The organism is Streptomyces hokutonensis (assembly GCF_000376565.1).
Taxonomy (GTDB): domain Bacteria; phylum Actinomycetota; class Actinomycetes; order Streptomycetales; family Streptomycetaceae; genus Streptomyces; species Streptomyces hokutonensis.
The window spans coordinates 20,923-36,799 of record NZ_BARG01000047.1; the positions used below are offsets into that span (position 1 = coordinate 20,923).

The 15,877-nt window shown below is 72.1% G+C and carries 13 protein-coding genes and 1 riboswitch; of the genes, 3 read left to right on the plus strand and 10 right to left on the minus strand.

Annotated features, from left to right (window positions below; all coding sequences use genetic code 11):
- Nucleotides 1-128: 128 nt before the first annotated feature.
- Nucleotides 129-770, plus strand: coding sequence for a LysE family translocator (locus SSP08S_RS28860; protein WP_019071124.1), 642 nt, complete (start codon nt 129-131; stop codon nt 768-770).
- 35 nt (nt 771-805) lie between these two features.
- Here SSP08S_RS28860 and SSP08S_RS28865 read toward each other — a convergent pair whose 3' ends face one another.
- A complete protein-coding gene (locus tag SSP08S_RS28865; protein ID WP_019071125.1) occupies nt 806-1,246 on the minus strand; it encodes an SRPBCC family protein in 441 nt (146 codons plus the stop codon).
- Between the two features lie 114 nt (nt 1,247-1,360).
- Here SSP08S_RS28865 and SSP08S_RS28870 point away from each other — a divergent pair, with 114 nt between their 5' ends.
- Both SSP08S_RS28870 and SSP08S_RS28875 read left to right on the plus strand, forming a co-directional pair.
- Nucleotides 1,361-2,374, plus strand: coding sequence for a DUF2278 family protein (locus tag SSP08S_RS28870; protein WP_019071126.1), 1,014 nt, complete (start codon nt 1,361-1,363; stop codon nt 2,372-2,374).
- Between the two features lie 121 nt (nt 2,375-2,495).
- On the plus strand, nt 2,496-3,710 hold the full coding sequence (locus tag SSP08S_RS28875; RefSeq protein ID WP_019071127.1) for a cytochrome P450: 1,215 nt from the start codon (nt 2,496-2,498) through the stop codon (nt 3,708-3,710).
- 21 nt (nt 3,711-3,731) lie between these two features.
- On the opposite strand, the gene SSP08S_RS28880 is transcribed toward SSP08S_RS28875, so the two are convergent.
- From SSP08S_RS28880 to SSP08S_RS28920, 9 genes are all read right to left on the minus strand, one after another.
- The gene (locus SSP08S_RS28880) at nt 3,732-4,466 is read right to left on the minus strand and encodes a polysaccharide deacetylase family protein (RefSeq protein WP_019071128.1); all 735 of its coding nucleotides are present in this window, start codon (nt 4,464-4,466) and stop codon (nt 3,732-3,734) included.
- A gap of 145 nt (nt 4,467-4,611) precedes the next feature.
- Nucleotides 4,612-5,190 carry a histidine phosphatase family protein gene (locus SSP08S_RS28885; protein WP_019071129.1) on the minus strand — a complete coding sequence of 193 codons (579 nt, stop codon included), beginning with the start codon at nt 5,188-5,190 and terminating at the stop codon, nt 4,612-4,614.
- 102 nt (nt 5,191-5,292) lie between these two features.
- Nucleotides 5,293-7,611 carry a 5-methyltetrahydropteroyltriglutamate--homocysteine S-methyltransferase gene (metE, locus tag SSP08S_RS28890; RefSeq protein ID WP_019071130.1) on the minus strand — a complete coding sequence of 773 codons (2,319 nt, stop codon included), beginning with the start codon at nt 7,609-7,611 and terminating at the stop codon, nt 5,293-5,295.
- 139 nt (nt 7,612-7,750) lie between these two features.
- A riboswitch (cobalamin riboswitch) is annotated at nt 7,751-7,976 on the minus strand.
- An 83-nt stretch (nt 7,977-8,059) separates the two neighbouring features.
- Nucleotides 8,060-9,043, minus strand: a complete 984-nt coding sequence (gene meaB / locus SSP08S_RS28895) for a methylmalonyl Co-A mutase-associated GTPase MeaB (RefSeq protein ID WP_019071131.1) — start codon at nt 9,041-9,043, stop codon at nt 8,060-8,062.
- Nucleotides 9,040-11,226, minus strand: a complete 2,187-nt coding sequence (gene scpA / locus SSP08S_RS28900) for a methylmalonyl-CoA mutase (protein WP_019071132.1) — start codon at nt 11,224-11,226, stop codon at nt 9,040-9,042. The genes meaB and scpA overlap by 4 nt, the downstream gene beginning before the upstream one ends.
- A complete protein-coding gene (locus SSP08S_RS28905) occupies nt 11,226-13,031 on the minus strand; it encodes a methylmalonyl-CoA mutase subunit beta (RefSeq protein WP_019071133.1) in 1,806 nt (601 codons plus the stop codon). Before SSP08S_RS28905 ends, scpA begins: the two co-directional genes overlap by 1 nt.
- Before the next feature lie 86 nt (nt 13,032-13,117).
- On the minus strand, nt 13,118-14,455 hold the full coding sequence (lysA, locus tag SSP08S_RS28910; protein WP_019071134.1) for a diaminopimelate decarboxylase: 1,338 nt from the start codon (nt 14,453-14,455) through the stop codon (nt 13,118-13,120).
- A gap of 12 nt (nt 14,456-14,467) precedes the next feature.
- Nucleotides 14,468-14,956 carry an SAV_915 family protein gene (locus SSP08S_RS28915; protein WP_019071135.1) on the minus strand — a complete coding sequence of 163 codons (489 nt, stop codon included), beginning with the start codon at nt 14,954-14,956 and terminating at the stop codon, nt 14,468-14,470.
- Nucleotides 14,957-15,121: 165 nt separating this feature from the next.
- A complete protein-coding gene (locus SSP08S_RS28920; protein WP_019071136.1) occupies nt 15,122-15,655 on the minus strand; it encodes a universal stress protein in 534 nt (177 codons plus the stop codon).
- Nucleotides 15,656-15,877 lie beyond the last annotated feature (222 nt).

Here is a 15,877-nt window from a genome sequence, read left to right on the forward strand (position 1 = left end):
GATTCCCGTGCCCGCAAAGGCCGTTCAGGACCATCACACTAGAGCGTGCGCACCGCTCGCCGGACACTGCCGTCGGGGGAGCGGGAAATGGGTTGCGAGCCCGGGGTGCCGCCGCTTTCCATGGGCCCATGGTGTCCACCGACCGACTGCTCGCCTTCGCGGCCCTGTCCTTCCTGCTGATCATCGTCCCCGGCCCCAGCGTGCTGTTCGTGATCGGCCGGGCGCTGGCCCACGGCCGCCGCGCCGCGCTGACCACCGTGCTGGGCAACACGCTCGGCGCCTACCTCCTCGTCGTAGCGGTCGCCCTCGGCGTCGGCACGCTGGTGGAGCGCTCGGTCCTCGTCTTCACGACCCTCAAGCTCGCCGGCGCCGCCTACCTCGTCTACCTCGGGGTGAAGGCCTGGCGTCAACGCGGTTCGCTGCGGGCCGCGTTCACCGGCGAGGAGGCGCCCCCGCACAGCGGCCTGCGCACCCTCTGGGAGGGCTTCGCCGTCGGGGTCGCCAACCCCAAGACGATCGTGTTCTTCGCCGCCGTACTGCCCCAGTTCGTGGACCGCGAAAGCGGCCATGTGACGGCCCAGATGCTGCTGCTCGGCCTCGTCTTCAACCTCATCGCCGTGCTCTCCGACAGCGTGTGGGGCCTGGTCGCCGCGACCGCCCGCGACTGGTTCGCCCGCTCACCCCGCCGCCTCTCCGCGGTCGGCGGCGCCGGCGGCCTCACGATGATCGGCCTGGGCGTGACGGTGGCGGTGACGGGCCGCAAGGACTGACTCCGCAAGGAACTGACCCGCTACGACGGACTCCGCTACGGCCGTCTCAGCAGCCGGTTCACCGCCCGCCCGAACATCGACCGCGCCGCCCACCGCAGCGGCCCGTCGAAGAGCCGCGGCAGGAACCGCACCCGCAGCTCCTCCCGCCAGACCACGCGGCTGCGGCCCCCCGGCCCCGGCCGCACCTCGATCTCCGCCCAGCCCAGCACCACCCGCCCTCGCTTCTCCAGCCGCACGAGACCGGGCTCGTCGTCGGTCGGCGGTCGCCACACGGTGACCTCCATACGGTCGTCGAAGGCGAGCGGGCCGAGACCGGAGCGGGCCACGAAGACCGTGCCCTCACCGGTCGGCGGCGGGGTGAGCACGGTGACCCGGGTCAGCGGGACCACATCGCCGTGGCGCGGCCACTCCGTCAACCGGCGCCACGCCTCCTCCAGGGGGAGCGGTGCCGTGCGTTCGAGACGGAAGTCGACCATGCAGGGATCGTAGAGAACGCATCACCGTCGGCGGTACTTTCGTCGGGGGGCTCACACCCTTGGCCCAGCGGTTCATAGGCACGCAGACGTACACCACAGGGGGAGTCGGTCGTCATGCCACTGAAGGCCTACGGCGTACTGATCACACGCGCGGTGGACACCCGGCGCGAGGGCGCCGCCGGAACACCGCACTACCAGATCCACCTCACGGACGACGCGGGCACGCACTACCGCGCGGCCGTCAACGTCCTGTCCCAGGAGAAGCCCTCCGAGCTGCTCTACCTCGTCGGCGAGGACTTCCAGCACCCGGTCACGGCCCGCCTGGAGGGTCTGCCGAGCGGCTGGAACACCCTGCTGCCCGGACCCGGCGGCCCGAACCTCGACTTCGTGCGCGGCAACCTCTTCGACCCGGCACAGCTGCGCACGCTCCCGCCGGACGCGAGCGGCCCCGACAACGACCTCGCCGACCTCCTCGACCACTACGTGCGGCGCGCGGTCGACGACCCGGACGCCCGGCTGTACGTGTTCGGCGAGCGCTTCGGCCCCGAACCGACCGTCAAGGACAAGGTGTTCGGCTTCCTGCCCGGCAACGGCGTCCACGACATCCACATGAACCAGGGCAACAGCCGCCGCTTCAGCGGCGACGACGGCGTCTGGCAGGACGGCGGCATCCTGATCCACTTCCCGGCGCAGTCGCGTTGGGTGGGCATCTTCCTCGCCTTCCAGAGCCAGTCCTGGCACACCGACGACACCACCGGCCACACCCTGGAGGGCACCGACGGCAGCCGCAACGAGCCCGGCGGGCAGCCGGTCCGGCTCGTGGCGGCCCTGGTCAACCCCCGTGGCCCGGCCCCCGAGTCGGAGAGCGTCACCCTCCTCAACGCCTCGCCCGACCCCGTCGACCTCACCGGCTGGCACGTCCGGGACCGGCTGGGCAACTCCTGCGCGGTACCGGCCCCCGGCCCCCTCGCAGCCGGCGCCCCGCTCCTCGTCCCGCTCACGGACGGCGTCCAACTCGGCAACAAGGGCGGCGAGATCACCCTCCTCGACGCGGGCGGCCTGAAGGTGCACGGCGTTTCGTACACCGCCGAACAGGCCGCGCGGGAGGGCTGGACGGTGGTGTTCTGACGCTGCGGGAAACCTTCCTGCCGTGGTGTTACGACGCCGCCCGGACGCTCTCTTCCGCACCGCGTGCGCGTACGGCACCATGAGCCCGACCCGCACCGCACCACCGGCCGGAGGGTGTCCCGTGGACCGCGAACTGCACGGCAGGCTCGACGAGTTGCAGCGCGACCCGTACCCGCTCTACACCCGGGCCCGGGGGACCGAGGGCCTCACCCACGTCGCCGAACTCGACGCCTGGCTCGTCGCCCGGGACGCCGACGTCCGCGAAGTCCTGCGCCGCCCCGAGGAGTTCTCCTCGGCGGTCGCGCTCCGGCCCGACGTGCTGCCGTCGCCCGCCGCGCTCGCCGTCCTCGGCGGCGGCTTCGGCGGGCGGCCGGTCGTCGTCACCGCGGACGGCGCACAGCACCAGCGCCTGCGCGCGCCCATCGTCCGCGGCCTCTCCCCGGCCCGCGTCACGGCCGTCCTGCCCTACGCCGCCGAGCGCGCCGCCGCTCTCGTCGACGGCTTCGCCGGGGACGGGCACGTGGAGCTGATGTCGGCGTACGCCCGCAGGCTCCCCGGCGAGGTGATCGGCCGGATCGTCGGCCTCGACCCCGCCGACGTGCCCGGAGTCGTCCACGGCGGCCACCGCGCCGAGGAGTTGCTGTTCCGTCCCCTGGAGGAGGCCGAGCAGGTCGCCGCGGCCCAGGACGTCGTCGCGATGCAGCACACCCTCGACCGCTACGCCCGGGAGCGCTACGACCAGCCCCGCGAGGACCTCTGCTCGGAGCTGGTCGCCTCCGTCGTCGAGGGCCCGCTCACCCTGGACCACCGGCACCAACTCGTCGCCGATCTCCAGAACTTGCTGATCGCCGGACACCTCACCACCACCGCGCTCATCGGCACCACCGTCCTGCATCTGCTCCGCCACCCGCGCCAGTGGGAGCTGCTGTGCGCCGAGCCCGAGCGCATCCCCGCGGCGATCGAGGAGGCGGCCCGCTACGACACCGCGCTGCAGGGCTTCCGCAGAATCACCACCCGGTCGGTCGTCCTCGCCGGTACCGAACTCCCCGCCGGGGCAACGCTGTTCATCGCCTTCGGTGCGGCCAACCGGGACGAGCGGCGCCACCCGGGCGCCGACACCTTCGACATCACCCGCTCCCCGGTCGCCCGCCACCTCGCCTTCGGCCTCGGGGTGCACGGCTGCCCGGGCTCGCAGCTCGCCCGGGAGCAACTCCGGCTCACCCTGGAGGAGTTGACCCGCCGGCTGCCCGGACTGCGGCTAGCGGAGGACCGTCCGGTCACCATGCGGCCCACGATGATCCACCGTTCCCCGTACGCCCTGCACCTGACCTGGTGAGAGAAGCGGGCCCTGGGCGACTCAGGGCCGGTAGACCTTCCCCGGCTCCGCCTTGCCGGGCGCCAGCAGCTGCGGCACGGTCACGAACGCGTACCCGCGTGCCTTCAACGCGTCGATGATCCCGGGGACGGCGGGCACGGTGCCCTGGTACAGGTCGTGCAGCAGGATGATCCCGTCCCGGGTGGCCTGGGCAAGGACGCGCTTGGTGATGAGGGCGGAGTCGGTGGTCGCGTAGTCCTTGGCGGTCACGCTCCACAGGACCTCCGCGAGGCCCAGCTCACGGCAGATCTTGTGCACGGTGTCGTCGGTGCGGCCCTGCGGCGGACGCATCAGCGTCGGCTTCTTCCCGGTGATCCGCTCTATCGCGTCGTCCGTGCGTTCCAGTTCGCCGCGTATCTGCGCGGGCGTGATCCGGGTCAGGATCTTGTGGTCCCAGGTGTGGCTCGCCACCTCGTGCCCCTCGGCGGCCATGCGCTTCACCAGCTCCGGGTACTTCTCGATGTGCCGTTTGCCGAGCAGGAAGAAGGTCGCCGGGACCCGCTTCTCCTTCAGGATGTCGAGCAGCCGCGCCGAGTTCTCGCTCGGCCCGGCGTCGAAGGTCAGCGCGATGCACTTCGCCTCACGGCAGTCGACGGTCCCGAAACGGGCCTGCGCGGTCGCCGACACGTCGTGCGTCCGGGCGGCGGCGGGCGCGGTCGTGTCGAGCTTGGTGCACCCGCTCGACGCGAGGCCCAGAGAGGCGACCGCCACAAACATGCCGACGGCACGCAACCCGGCCCGGGTTCTTTTCCTCTTCTTACTCAGAGACCTCAGAGATGGCATGTCCAGACTATACATACCGAGTATATACGGTGTGTATAGTCGGTCGCAGGTGCTCGGGGAAGGAAACCCCGTACCCGCGTCAGCGGCCCTCGGCCCCCAACTCCCGCCCGAGACGCAGGTTCCATCGCCCGGACTGCCCGCTGAGGTCGGTCGCGGTCAACGGGGGCACGTCGAGCCGCCAGAAGGCAGGGCCGGGCGCGCCGAGGACCGTGACCGCCAGGGCCCGTACGAGCTCCTGTTCTACGACCGCCAGGGTCCTGCCCTCGAACGTCGCCGCCGCCTCCAGCCACCCGGCCGCCCGCTCGCACAGCGCCCGCACCGACTCGCCGCCGTGGGGTGCCGCGTCCGGGTCCGACAGCCAGGACAACACCGCGTCCGGCTCCCGCGCCATCACCTCGTCGAGGGTCAGACCCCGCCAGCGGCCCATGTCGAGCCCCGCCAGCCCCCGCGCAGGCACGGCCGCGAGACCGAGCGCGGACGCCGTCTCCCGGCAGCGCGCGGTGGGGGAGACCAGCACCCGGTCGGCCGCCCCGAGCGAACCGGCGGCGGACTCGGCTCGGGCCCTGCCGCTCGGGTCGAGCGCGCTGCCGTCGTCGAACCGGGCCTCCCGCAGGGACCGGTTCAACGCCGGTGAGATCAGGGTGATGCGGCTGGTCACTCGCTTGCTCCACTTCTCCGGGCCGTACGGAACATCGTCTCGCGTACACCGCACGGCGGGGGCGGCCGGGCGGACACCCGCCCGGCCGCCCCCGCCTTCGGCTCAGGAACCCGCCAGTTCCTCACGGATCGTACGGGCCGCCGCGACCAGGTTCTCCAGCGACGCGCGGGTCTCGGGCCAGCCGCGGGTCTTCAGCCCGCAGTCGGGATTGACCCACAGCCGCTCGGGCGGAATGGCCTCAAGTCCCTTGCGCAGCAAGGCCGCTGCCTCGTCCGCGCCCGGGACGCGCGGCGAGTGGATGTCGTACACGCCGGGTCCCGCCTCACGTGGATAACCGTGCCCGGCCAGCTCGCGGGCCACCTGCATGTGCGAACGGGCCGCCTCCAGACTGATGACGTCCGCGTCGAGATCGTCGATGGCCCGCACGATGTCGCCGAACTCGGCGTAGCACATGTGCGTGTGGATCTGCGTGTCCGGCCGGACCCCGGCGGTGGTGAGCCGGAACGCCTCCGTCGCCCAGGCGAGATAAGCCTCCCGGTCCGCCGCGCGCAGCGGCAGCGTCTCGCGCAGGGCGGGCTCGTCGACCTGGATGACCGAAGTCCCGGCCGCCTCAAGGTCGTCGACCTCGTCGCGCAGGGCGAGCGCGACCTGCCGGGCGGTGTCGCCGAGCGGCTGGTCGTCGCGGACGAAGGACCAGGCGAGCATGGTGACCGGCCCGGTGAGCATGCCCTTGACCGGCCGCGAGGTGAGGGTCTGGGCGTACGTCGTCCAGCGGACCGTCATCGGCTCGGCGCGGGAGATGTCGCCGGCCAGGATCGGCGGGCGGACGTAACGGGTGCCGTAGGACTGGACCCAGCCGTGCTGCGTGGCGAGGTAGCCCGTGAGCTGCTCGGCGAAGTACTGGACCATGTCGTTGCGTTCGGGCTCGCCGTGCACCAGGACGTCGAGGCCGGTCTTCTCCTGGAAGGAGATCACCTCGCCGATCTCCGCCCTGATGCGCTCCTCGTACCCGGCCGTGTCGATCCGGTTCGCCCTCAAGTCGGCGCGGGCGGTGCGCAGTTCGGCGGTCTGCGGGAAGGAGCCGATCGTGGTGGTCGGCAGCAGCGGCAGACCGAGCCGCGCCCGCTGGGCGGTGGTCCGCTCGCCGTACGGCTGCGAGCGGCGGGTGTCGGCCTCCGTGACGGCGGCGGTACGCGCCCGTACGGCGGGGTCCCGGGTGATCGGGGAGCCCGCGCGGGAGGCCAGGTCGGCGCGGTTCGCGGCCAGTTGGGCGGAGATCGTGCCGGTGCCCCGGGCCAGGCCCTTGGCGAGGGTGACGATCTCGCGGGTCTTCTGCCCCGCGAACGCGAGCCAGCGCAGGATCTGCGGCTCGATGTCCCGTTCGGCGGCGGCGTCGAGCGGGACGTGCAGCAGCGAGCAGGAGGCGGCCACGTCGACCCGGTCGGCGAGACCGAGCAACGTGCCCAGCGCGGCAAGGGACTTGGTGAGATCGTTGACCCAGATGTTGCGGCCGTCGACCACCCCGGCGACCAGCCGCTTGCCGGGCAGCCCGCCCACCGCGGCCAGCGCGTCCAGATTGGCGGCGGCGGTCCCGGTGAAGTCGAGCGCCAGCCCCTCCACCGGAGCCTTCGCCAGTACTGGCAACGCGTCGCCGAGCCGGTCGAAGTAGGAGGCGACCAGCAGCTTCGGCCGGTCGGTGAGCGCGCCGAGGTCACGGTAGGCGCGCTCGGCGGCGTTCAGTTCGGCCGGAGTCCGGTCCTGGACGAGCGCGGGCTCGTCGAGTTGCGCCCACTCCGCGCCGGCCGCCCGCAGATCCGCCAGCACCTCGGCGTACACGGGCAGCAGCCGGTCGAGGAGCGTCAGCGGATCGAAGTCCGCGGCGACTCCGGGCGCGGGCTTGGCAAGCAGCAGATAGGTGACCGGGCCGACGAGCACCGGGCGCGCCGTGAGACCCAGCGCGAGGGCCTCCCTCAGCTCGCCGACCTGCTTGCCGGAGTCGGCGGTGAAGACCGTGTCCGGCCCCAACTCGGGCACCAGATAGTGGTAGTTGGTGTCGAACCACTTCGTCATCTCCAGCGGCGCCACGTCCTGCGTGCCGCGCGCCATCGCGAAGTACCCGTCCAGCGCGTCGAGTTCGACGGCGGCGCGGTGGCGGGCGGGGATCGCGCCGACCATGACGCTGGTGTCCAGGACATGGTCGTAGTACGAGAAGTCGCCGGTCGGCACCTCGTGGATGCCGGCCTCGGCCAGCTGCCGCCAGTTGGCGCGGCGCAGTTCGGCGGCGGTGGCCCGGAGGGCGTCGGCGTCGACGCGGCCCTTCCAGTAGCCCTCGACGGCCTTCTTCAGTTCCCGGCCCTGTCCCTGACGGGGGTAGCCGTACACGGTGGCCCGTGCTGCCGCGGCTGCGGACTTCGTTGTCACGGAACTCTCCTTCGCGAGCTGTCTCCCTGAGATCCCGGGACGGGACGAGAGCGCGAAGGAACGTTCAGACCGGAGCTTGTGCCTGCCGGTATGCACGCCGACCCGCCCACGAGGTCACCGGGATTCCGCGCGCGAATGCTTCGCGTGCGGGCAGTTGGCAGGTCTTCGGACTCGCGGGCACGTCCTCCTTCTCTGACCGGAGGACACCTACTGGCCGTCGCTTCCCAGGTCCTGTCGTGGACCCAGTGCGTATGACGGCGGTCGTTCTCGCTCACCGCTGCGGGGCAGTCCCGGAGTTTCACCGGGTTCCCTCTTGCGACGCGTCCGTCTGGCTGACGGGGCGAACCAGCTGCGATAGCCAGCCTACGGGGTGGGGGGTGTTGTGCGTCGATTTTTGGGTGCAGGCCGGTGGGGGCCGGGCGCGCAGTTCCCCGCGCCCCTAAAAGCGTTAGCTGAGCCGGGATTCGAAGGCTCGGAGGATTTCCTCTGCCGCCAAGGTTGCTGTCAACTCGCCCTCTCGCACCTGCCGTTCGAGGTCCGGGGCCAGCGCACGCACCGCCGGATCCGCGTGCAGCCTGCCCAGCAGTTCCTCGCGGACCATCGTCCATGTCCAATCCACCTGCTGCTCGCTGCGCTTCGCGGCAAGGCGGCCGGTCGAGTCCAGGAGGGACCGGTGTTGTTCCAGGCGTTCCCAGACCGTGTCCAGGCCGGTGCCCTCACGCGCGCTGCAACTCAGCACCGGCGGGGTCCAGGCCGCGTCTGCGGGATGCATCAGCCGCAGTGCGCCTGCCAGTTCGCGCGCCGCGCTCTTCGCATCCCGCTCGTGCGGGCCGTCCGCCTTGTTGACGGCGATGACGTCCGCCAGCTCCAGGACGCCCTTCTTGATGCCCTGCAACTGGTCGCCGGTGCGGGCCAGGGTCAGCAGGAGGAAGGAGTCGACCATGTTGGCGACCGCGGTCTCGGACTGGCCTACGCCCACCGTCTCCACGAGGACGACGTCGTAGCCCGCCGCCTCCATCACCACGATCGACTCGCGGGTCGCCTTCGCGACGCCGCCGAGGGTGCCGGCGGTGGGGGAGGGGCGGACGAAGGCCGCCGGGTCCACGGCCAGGCGTTCCATGCGGGTCTTGTCGCCGAGGATCGAGCCGCCCGTGCGGGTCGAGGACGGGTCGACGGCGAGGACCGCGACCCGGAAGCCGAGCGAGGTGAGCAGCGTGCCGAACGCGTCGATGAACGTCGACTTGCCCACGCCCGGCACACCGCTGACCCCGATGCGCCGGGCCTTTCCGCTGTGCGGCAGCAGTTCGGTCAGCAACTCCTGTGCCATGGCCCGGTGTTGGGGCTTCGTCGACTCGACGAGGGTGATGGCGCGGGCCACCAGGGACCGCTTGCCGTCGAGTACGCCCTTCACATAGGTGTCGACATCGATCACGGGGTGTGCCCGAGGTCGGTGGCCAGCCGCTCGACCAGGTCGTAGGCCGCGTCCGGGATCACCGTCCCGGGCGGGAAGACGGCCGCCGCGCCCATCTCCAGGAGCGTGGGCACGTCCTGCGGCGGGATCACCCCGCCGACCACGATCATGATGTCCTCGCGGCCCTCCTCGGCGAGGGACTCCTTCAACGCCGGTACGAGCGTGAGGTGTCCGGCGGCCAGCGAGGAGACCCCGACGACGTGCACGTCCGCCTCGACGGCCTGGCGGGCCACCTCGCCCGGGGTCTGGAAGAGGGGGCCGACGTCGACGTCGAAGCCGAGGTCGGCGAACGCGGTGGCGATCACCTTCTGGCCGCGGTCGTGGCCGTCCTGGCCCATCTTGGCGACCAGGATGCGCGGGCGGCGGCCCTCGGCCTCCTCGAACTCGGCCACGAGGGCGCGGGTGCGCTCGACGGACGGGGACTCGCCGGCTTCGGTGCGGTACACACCGGAGATCGTACGGATCTGGCTCGCGTGCCGCCCGTACACCCTCTCCAGCGCGTCGGAGATCTCACCGACCGTCGCCTTCGCGCGGGCCGCGTTCACCGCCAGCTCCAGGAGGTTGCCGCTGCCCTCGGCCGCCCGGGTCAGGGCGTGCAGGGCGTCCTGGGTGGCCTGTTCGTCGCGCTCGGCGCGCAACCGCCGTAGTTTCTCGATCTGTTGGGTGCGGACGGAGGAGTTGTCGACCTTGAGGACGTCGATCTGCTCGTCGGTCTCCACCCGGTACTTGTTGACGCCGATGACCGGCTGGCGCCCGGAGTCGATACGGGCCTGGGTGCGGGCCGCCGCCTCCTCGATGCGCAGCTTGGGGATGCCCGCGTCGATGGCCTTGGCCATACCGCCCGCGGCCTCGACCTCCTCGATGTGCTGCCAGGCCCGGCGCGCGAGGTCGTACGTCAGCTTCTCGACGTAGGTGCTGCCGCCCCACGGGTCGATCACGCGGGTCGTGCCGGACTCCTGCTGGATGAGGAGCTGGGTGTTGCGGGCGATGCGGGCCGAGAAGTCGGTGGGCAGCGCGAGGGCCTCGTCCAGGGCGTTGGTGTGCAGCGACTGGGTGTGGCCCTGCGTGGCCGCCATGGCCTCCACGGCCGTACGCGTCACGTTGTTGAAGACGTCCTGCGCGGTCAGCGACCAGCCCGAGGTCTGTGAATGGGTGCGCAGGGAGAGGGACTTGGCGTTCTGCGGGTCGAACTGCTTGACCAGCTTGGCCCACAGCAGCCGGGCCGCCCGCAGCTTCGCGATCTCCATGAAGAAGTTCATGCCGATCGCCCAGAAGAAGGACAGCCGGGGCGCGAACGCGTCCACGTCCATCCCCGCCTCGCGCCCGGCCCGGATGTACTCGACCCCGTCGGCGAGGGTGTACGCCAGCTCCAAGTCGGCCGTCGCGCCCGCCTCTTGGATGTGGTAGCCGGAGATGGAGATCGAGTTGTAGCGGGGCATCCGCTGCGAGGTGTAGGCGAAGATGTCGGAGATGATCCGCATCGACGGCTTCGGCGGATAGATGTAGGTGTTGCGGACCATGAACTCCTTGAGGATGTCGTTCTGGATGGTCCCGGCCAACTTCTCGGGCGGTACGCCCTGTTCCTCCGCCGCCACGATGTACAGCGCGAGCACGGGCAGCACCGCGCCGTTCATCGTCATCGACACGGTCATCTTGTCGAGGGGGATGCCGTCGAAGAGCTGGCGCATGTCGTAGATCGAGTCGATCGCCACGCCCGCCATGCCGACGTCACCGGTCACGCGCGGGTGGTCGCTGTCGTAACCCCGGTGCGTGGGCAGGTCGAAGGCGACCGACAGGCCCTTCTGACCGGCCGCCAGATTCCGCCGGTAGAAGGCGTTCGACTCCTCGGCCGTGGAGAAGCCCGCGTACTGACGGATCGTCCAGGGCTGGTTGACGTACATCGTCGGGTACGGGCCGCGCAGATACGGCGCGATGCCCGGGTAGGTGGCGAGGAAGTCCAGGCCCTCCAGGTCCTGCCCGGTGTACAGCGGCTTGACCGCGATGCCCTCCGGGGTCTCCCAGAGCAGGTCGTCGCCGCCCGCCGCCTTCTTGACGGCGTCACGCCACTCGTCGGGACCGGCTTCGGCGGCCGGGGCCCCCAGCTCGATCCCGGAGAAGTCGGGGATCCGCCCCTTCGCTGCCATCAGGACACTCCCATGCGGTCGAGGGTGGCGGACAGGACGGCCACGGCGTCACAGCCCGCGAAGACATAGGCGTCGACACCGGGATACTCCCCGGGACGGCCCGCGAGGAACACGTGCCCGGCACCGGCCGACCTCAACTCCCCGGCGATCGTTGCCGCTTGCTCTTCGTACAGCGCGTCGCTGGAGCACAGGCAGGCCTCGGTGGCGCCGCTGTCCGCGAACGTGCCTTCCGTGACGGTCTCGATGCCGCCCGCCTGGAACAGGTTCGAGGCGAAGGCGAGACGGGCGGTGTGCGCGGCGGCCGGGCCGAGCGCGGCCAGGAAGATCCGGGGCCGGGAGCCGGTGGCCGCGAGGTGGGCGTCGGAGCGGGCGCGCAGGATCTCGTAGGCCTCGTCGCGGCGCACGCGCGGCAGGCCGCCGGAGGGTTCGGCGGGGGCGGGCGCGCGCTCCGGGAGGCGTTCGGCGAGGTTCGGGAACTCGCTTACGCCGGTGATGGGTTCACGGCGCTTGGCCAGCTTCGCGCTGCGCGCCGCCCAGGTGGTGGCGAGGTCCTCGCGGAGGCTGCCGGAGGCCAACACGGCTGCCTGGCCGCCCTGTTGCTCGATGTGCTGGAAGAACTCCCAGCCCGCGTGGGCGAGTTCGTCCGTGAGCCGCTCCACGTACCAGGAGCCGCCCGCCGGGTCGATCACCCGGGACAGATGCGACTCCTCGACCAGGATCGTCGAGGTGTTGCGGGCGATCCGGCGCGCGAACGCGTCCGGCAGGCCCAGCGCGTGGTCGAACGGAAGCACGGTCACGGACTCGGCGCCGCCCACCCCGGCGGCCAGCGTCGCGACCGTCGTGCGCAGCATGTTCACCCACGGATCACGGCGGGACATCATCACCGGCGAGGTCACCGCGTGCTGCACCTGCCCGCCCGGCGCCCCGCACACCTCGGCCACCCGCGCCCACAACCTGCGCGCCGCGCGCAACTTGGCGATGGTGAGGAACTGGTCGGCGGTCGCCGCGTACCTGAACTCCAGCTGCCCGACGGCCTGTTCGACGCTCAGCCCCGCATCGGTCAGCTCCCGCAGATAGGCGACACCGGTCGCCAGCGAGGCGCCCAGCTCCTGCGCCGCCGAACCGCCGGCCTCGTGGTACGGCAGCGCGTCCACGGTCAGCGTGCGCAGCCCCGGGTACTCCTCGGCGCAGCGGCGGGCGAGTGCGGCGACCGGCGCGAAGTCGAAGGCCTCGGCCCCGGTGCGGGCCGCGAAGCCCAGCGGGTCGGCGCCCAGGTTGCCCCGGGCGGCCTCGCGCGCGATGCCCCGCTCCTCGTACAGCCGTAGCAACTCGGCTGCGGCGGAAGCGACTTCGGGCCCCGGGTCGAGGACCACGGGTGCCAGATCGAGGAAGACACCGTCGAGGACCCGCTCCAGCGAGGCGACCGGGATGCCCTGCTCGCCCACGGTCAGCCACAGCGAGGTGACGCCGTTCTCCAGGTCGCCGAGGACCGCGGCGTTGTCGGCCGTCGTGTGCCGCTGCCGTACGTCCCAGCCGCCGAGGGTGTTGCCCTCGGCCCGGCCGCCCCGCACGAAGGGGGCGAAACCGGGAAGGCCGGGCTCGGGCGCGGAGTCGTCCGCGGTGTACAGGGGGCGGGCGCGCAGCCCGTCCTCGAGTGGGGTGGACAGGGCGTCTTCCGCTGCCGTACCCGAGACTTCCTTGCCCGACTTGCGCAGTACGCCTTCCACCAGGCGTTGCCACTGCTCATGGGTCGCGTCAGGGAACTCGGCGGCCAGCGAGAGCCCGTCGTCAGGCAGGACCGTCATGCTCGGATGCTAGGGCAAACGTGCAGGTGAGCAGCAGAGGACGCGGCTGTGACCTTTGCCTCGCCCGGCGGTCTAGACCACTCTGTTCAAAGTCCGACGTCCCGTCGGCTCATGTCCTCCAGCGACTCGCGCCGGACCAGGACGCGGGCGATACCGTCGGCCACCGCGACGACCGGCGGGCGGCCGACCAGGTTGTAACCGGACGCCATGGACAGGTGATAGGCACCGGCCGCCGGTACGGCGAGCAGGTCGCCGGGGCGTACGTCGCCGGGCAGTGCCACCTCGTCCGCGAGGACGTCGCCCGCCTCGCAGTGCCGGCCCACGACCGTGACCGGTCGCGGTGGCGCGGAGGCCGGGCGGCCGATCAGCCGGGGCGCGTACCGCACGCCGTACAGGGCGGGCCGCGGGTTGTCGCTCATCCCGCCGTCGACCGCGACGAACGTACGGTCGCCGGTGCGCTTGACCGCCAGCACCCGGTACACGACGACTCCGGCGGGGCCGACGACCGCCCGCCCGGGTTCGAGGATGAGCCGGGGCACGGGCAGCCCGGTGCGGGCGCAGCCGTCCTCCAACTCGGCCCGCACCCGCCCGGCGAGGACGGAGACGTTCAACTGCTCCTCACCCGGGCGGTACGCGATGCCGTGCCCACCGCCGATGTCCAACTGCGGGAGGACGACGCCGTGTTGGTCCCGGATACGGGCCAACAGCCCGACCGTGCGGCGCACCGCGGCGACGTACGGCTTGACCGTGGTGATCTGCGAGCCGATGTGGCAGTGCAGGCCCACGAGTTCGAGGTGCGGCTGGTCGAGGATCCGGGTGACGGCGTGCAGCGCGGAACCGTCCGTGATCGACAGGCCGAACTTCTGGTCGTCGGTGCCGGTGCGCACCTTGACGTGCGCGCCGGCCGCCACACCAGGCACGACCCGCACCATGACCTTCTGCCGGCTCCCGGCGGGGGTGAGCGCGGCCAGCCGGGCGATCTCCGAGGCGCTGTCGACGACGATACGGCCGACCCCGAGCCGGAGCGCGGTGCTCAGGTCCTCCGGGCTCTTGGCGTTGCCGTGCAGCACGATCCGCTCCGGCGGGAAGCCGGTCGTGACGGCGAGGGCGAGCTCGCCCGCCGAGCACACGTCGAGGCCGAGCCCCTCCTCCTCCACCCAGTGGGCCATCGCACGGCACAGGAACGCCTTTGCCGCGTAGACGACTTCGGCCTCCGGGAACGCCGTGCGGTACGCGCGGCACCGCTCGCGGACCTCGCGCTCGTCGAGGACGTAGACGGGAGTGCCGAAACGGTCGGCGGCCTCGGCGAGCGGGACACCGCCGACGGTCAGGTCGCCGCCGGGCGCGAGGCGGGTGGAGCGCGGCCAGACGGACAGGCCGTCGGTGTCGGCGACTTCGGTGACGGGGGCGTCCAGGATGGACATGGGCGGGTCTCCTCAGCCGATCAGCAGATTCAGGCAGGCGACGGCGGCGGCCGCGCCGGTCACCCGCAGGGCTCCGATGTGCTGGGGGTGCAGGCGGCGCCAGGAGGGCGCGGGCTCGGGGTTCGCCGCCGCGATGGCGGCGGCGGAGGGCTTCGGGCTCACAGCGGCAGTCGCGCGCGTGGAGGCGGTTGCGTTTGCGGTCCTGCGTGCGGGCGCGGCTGCGGAGAACTGTGGATCAACGGTGAGAGCCGTGACGCCCAGCGGCGCGGCGAGGGCGCGCAGCGCGGGTTCGGAGAGCCTGATGGCTGCCTGCTCGGGGCCGAGAGTGGCGGCGAGCCGTGCCGCCGAGGTGAAGCCGACGGCTGTACGGCCGCCCAGCGGGGTGCGGAAGTACCGGGCCGTACAGCCCGCGGGCCCCGACCGGACGGGCACGTACAGAAGTCCGGCCGGGACGGGTTCGGAGGGCTCGGCGGGGGACTCGGAGGGTTCGGCTGAAGACATCGTGCGGCTCCTTGAAGGAAGGCGATGCGCGCCGTACGGCCTCTTCGGCTGGGCGCTCACTCGAAGCTATGCCCGGGCGATCGGGGTCCGGGACGGTCGCTGACGGATGCTTGACGGCGGGCGCCGCACTCCTGACGCCCCGCTGACGAGGACGGGAACCGCTGGTCAGCGCCCGCCGTCCGTCAGCTCGCGGGCGTCGACCGCCCGCCGCAGGGCGATCCGCCGGTGCAGGGCGGCCAGTTCTCCCTCCAGCGGCGAGGGCGGCACCGTCAGGACCGGACAGCCGGCGTGGGCGACGCAGTACCGCGTGACGGACGGGAACAGGCCGCGGAGCGTCCCCCGGGGGCCCGCGCCGATCACCAGGAGGTCGTCGGACCGGTCGGCGGTCTCCACCAGCGCGCGGCCCGCCGTACCCCGGACGACCAGCCCCTGGAACGGAACCCCTGGACCCGCGTCGCCGAAGGCCGCGTCGACGGCGGTGAGGAGTCGCTCGCCGGCATCGCGGCGGAGGTCGGCCAGGGGCAGCGCCAACGGCGAGCGCCCGTGGGCGAGTTCGCCGCCGGGCGGCTCCCAGGCGAGGACGGCCAGCACCTCGGCGCCGGTCCGGCGGGCCTCCCGCACCGCCCGGTGCAGCGCCGCGAGGCTCCCCGGTGAACCGCTCACTCCGACCACCGCACGCGGCCGCCCGGCACCGCTCATCGTCGCTCACTCCTCGCCGTACGACAGACTTCCGCAGCCCATCGAAGTGCTGGAAAGAGCCGACGTATCGCCGTGTTGGCGCGGGCCTGACGCCCGACGGCCGGTTCTTGACGCGCCCGTGACGCCGTGGCGGCGATGGCCGGAATTGATCCCTCAACTCGCCCTCCGTCGCCCGCCCGTGTCAACGGAGTGGCGGCCCCTGGCAAAGCGCGGGGCAAGAAT

Coding starts and splice junctions, on each gene's coding strand:
- SSP08S_RS28860 (WP_019071124.1), top strand. CDS start 129: ATGGTGTCCACCGACCGACTGCTCGCCTTCGCGGCCCTGTCCTTCCTG.
- SSP08S_RS28865 (WP_019071125.1), bottom strand. CDS start 1,246: ATGGTCGACTTCCGTCTCGAACGCACGGCACCGCTCCCCCTGGAGGAG.
- SSP08S_RS28870 (WP_019071126.1), top strand. CDS start 1,361: ATGCCACTGAAGGCCTACGGCGTACTGATCACACGCGCGGTGGACACC.
- SSP08S_RS28880 (WP_019071128.1), bottom strand. CDS start 4,466: ATGTTTGTGGCGGTCGCCTCTCTGGGCCTCGCGTCGAGCGGGTGCACC.
- scpA (WP_019071132.1), bottom strand. CDS start 11,226: ATGGCAGCGAAGGGGCGGATCCCCGACTTCTCCGGGATCGAGCTGGGG.
- SSP08S_RS28905 (WP_019071133.1), bottom strand. CDS start 13,031: ATGACGGTCCTGCCTGACGACGGGCTCTCGCTGGCCGCCGAGTTCCCT.
- lysA (WP_019071134.1), bottom strand. CDS start 14,455: ATGTCCATCCTGGACGCCCCCGTCACCGAAGTCGCCGACACCGACGGC.
- SSP08S_RS28915 (WP_019071135.1), bottom strand. CDS start 14,956: ATGTCTTCAGCCGAACCCTCCGAGTCCCCCGCCGAGCCCTCCGAACCC.
- SSP08S_RS28920 (WP_019071136.1), bottom strand. CDS start 15,655: ATGAGCGGTGCCGGGCGGCCGCGTGCGGTGGTCGGAGTGAGCGGTTCA.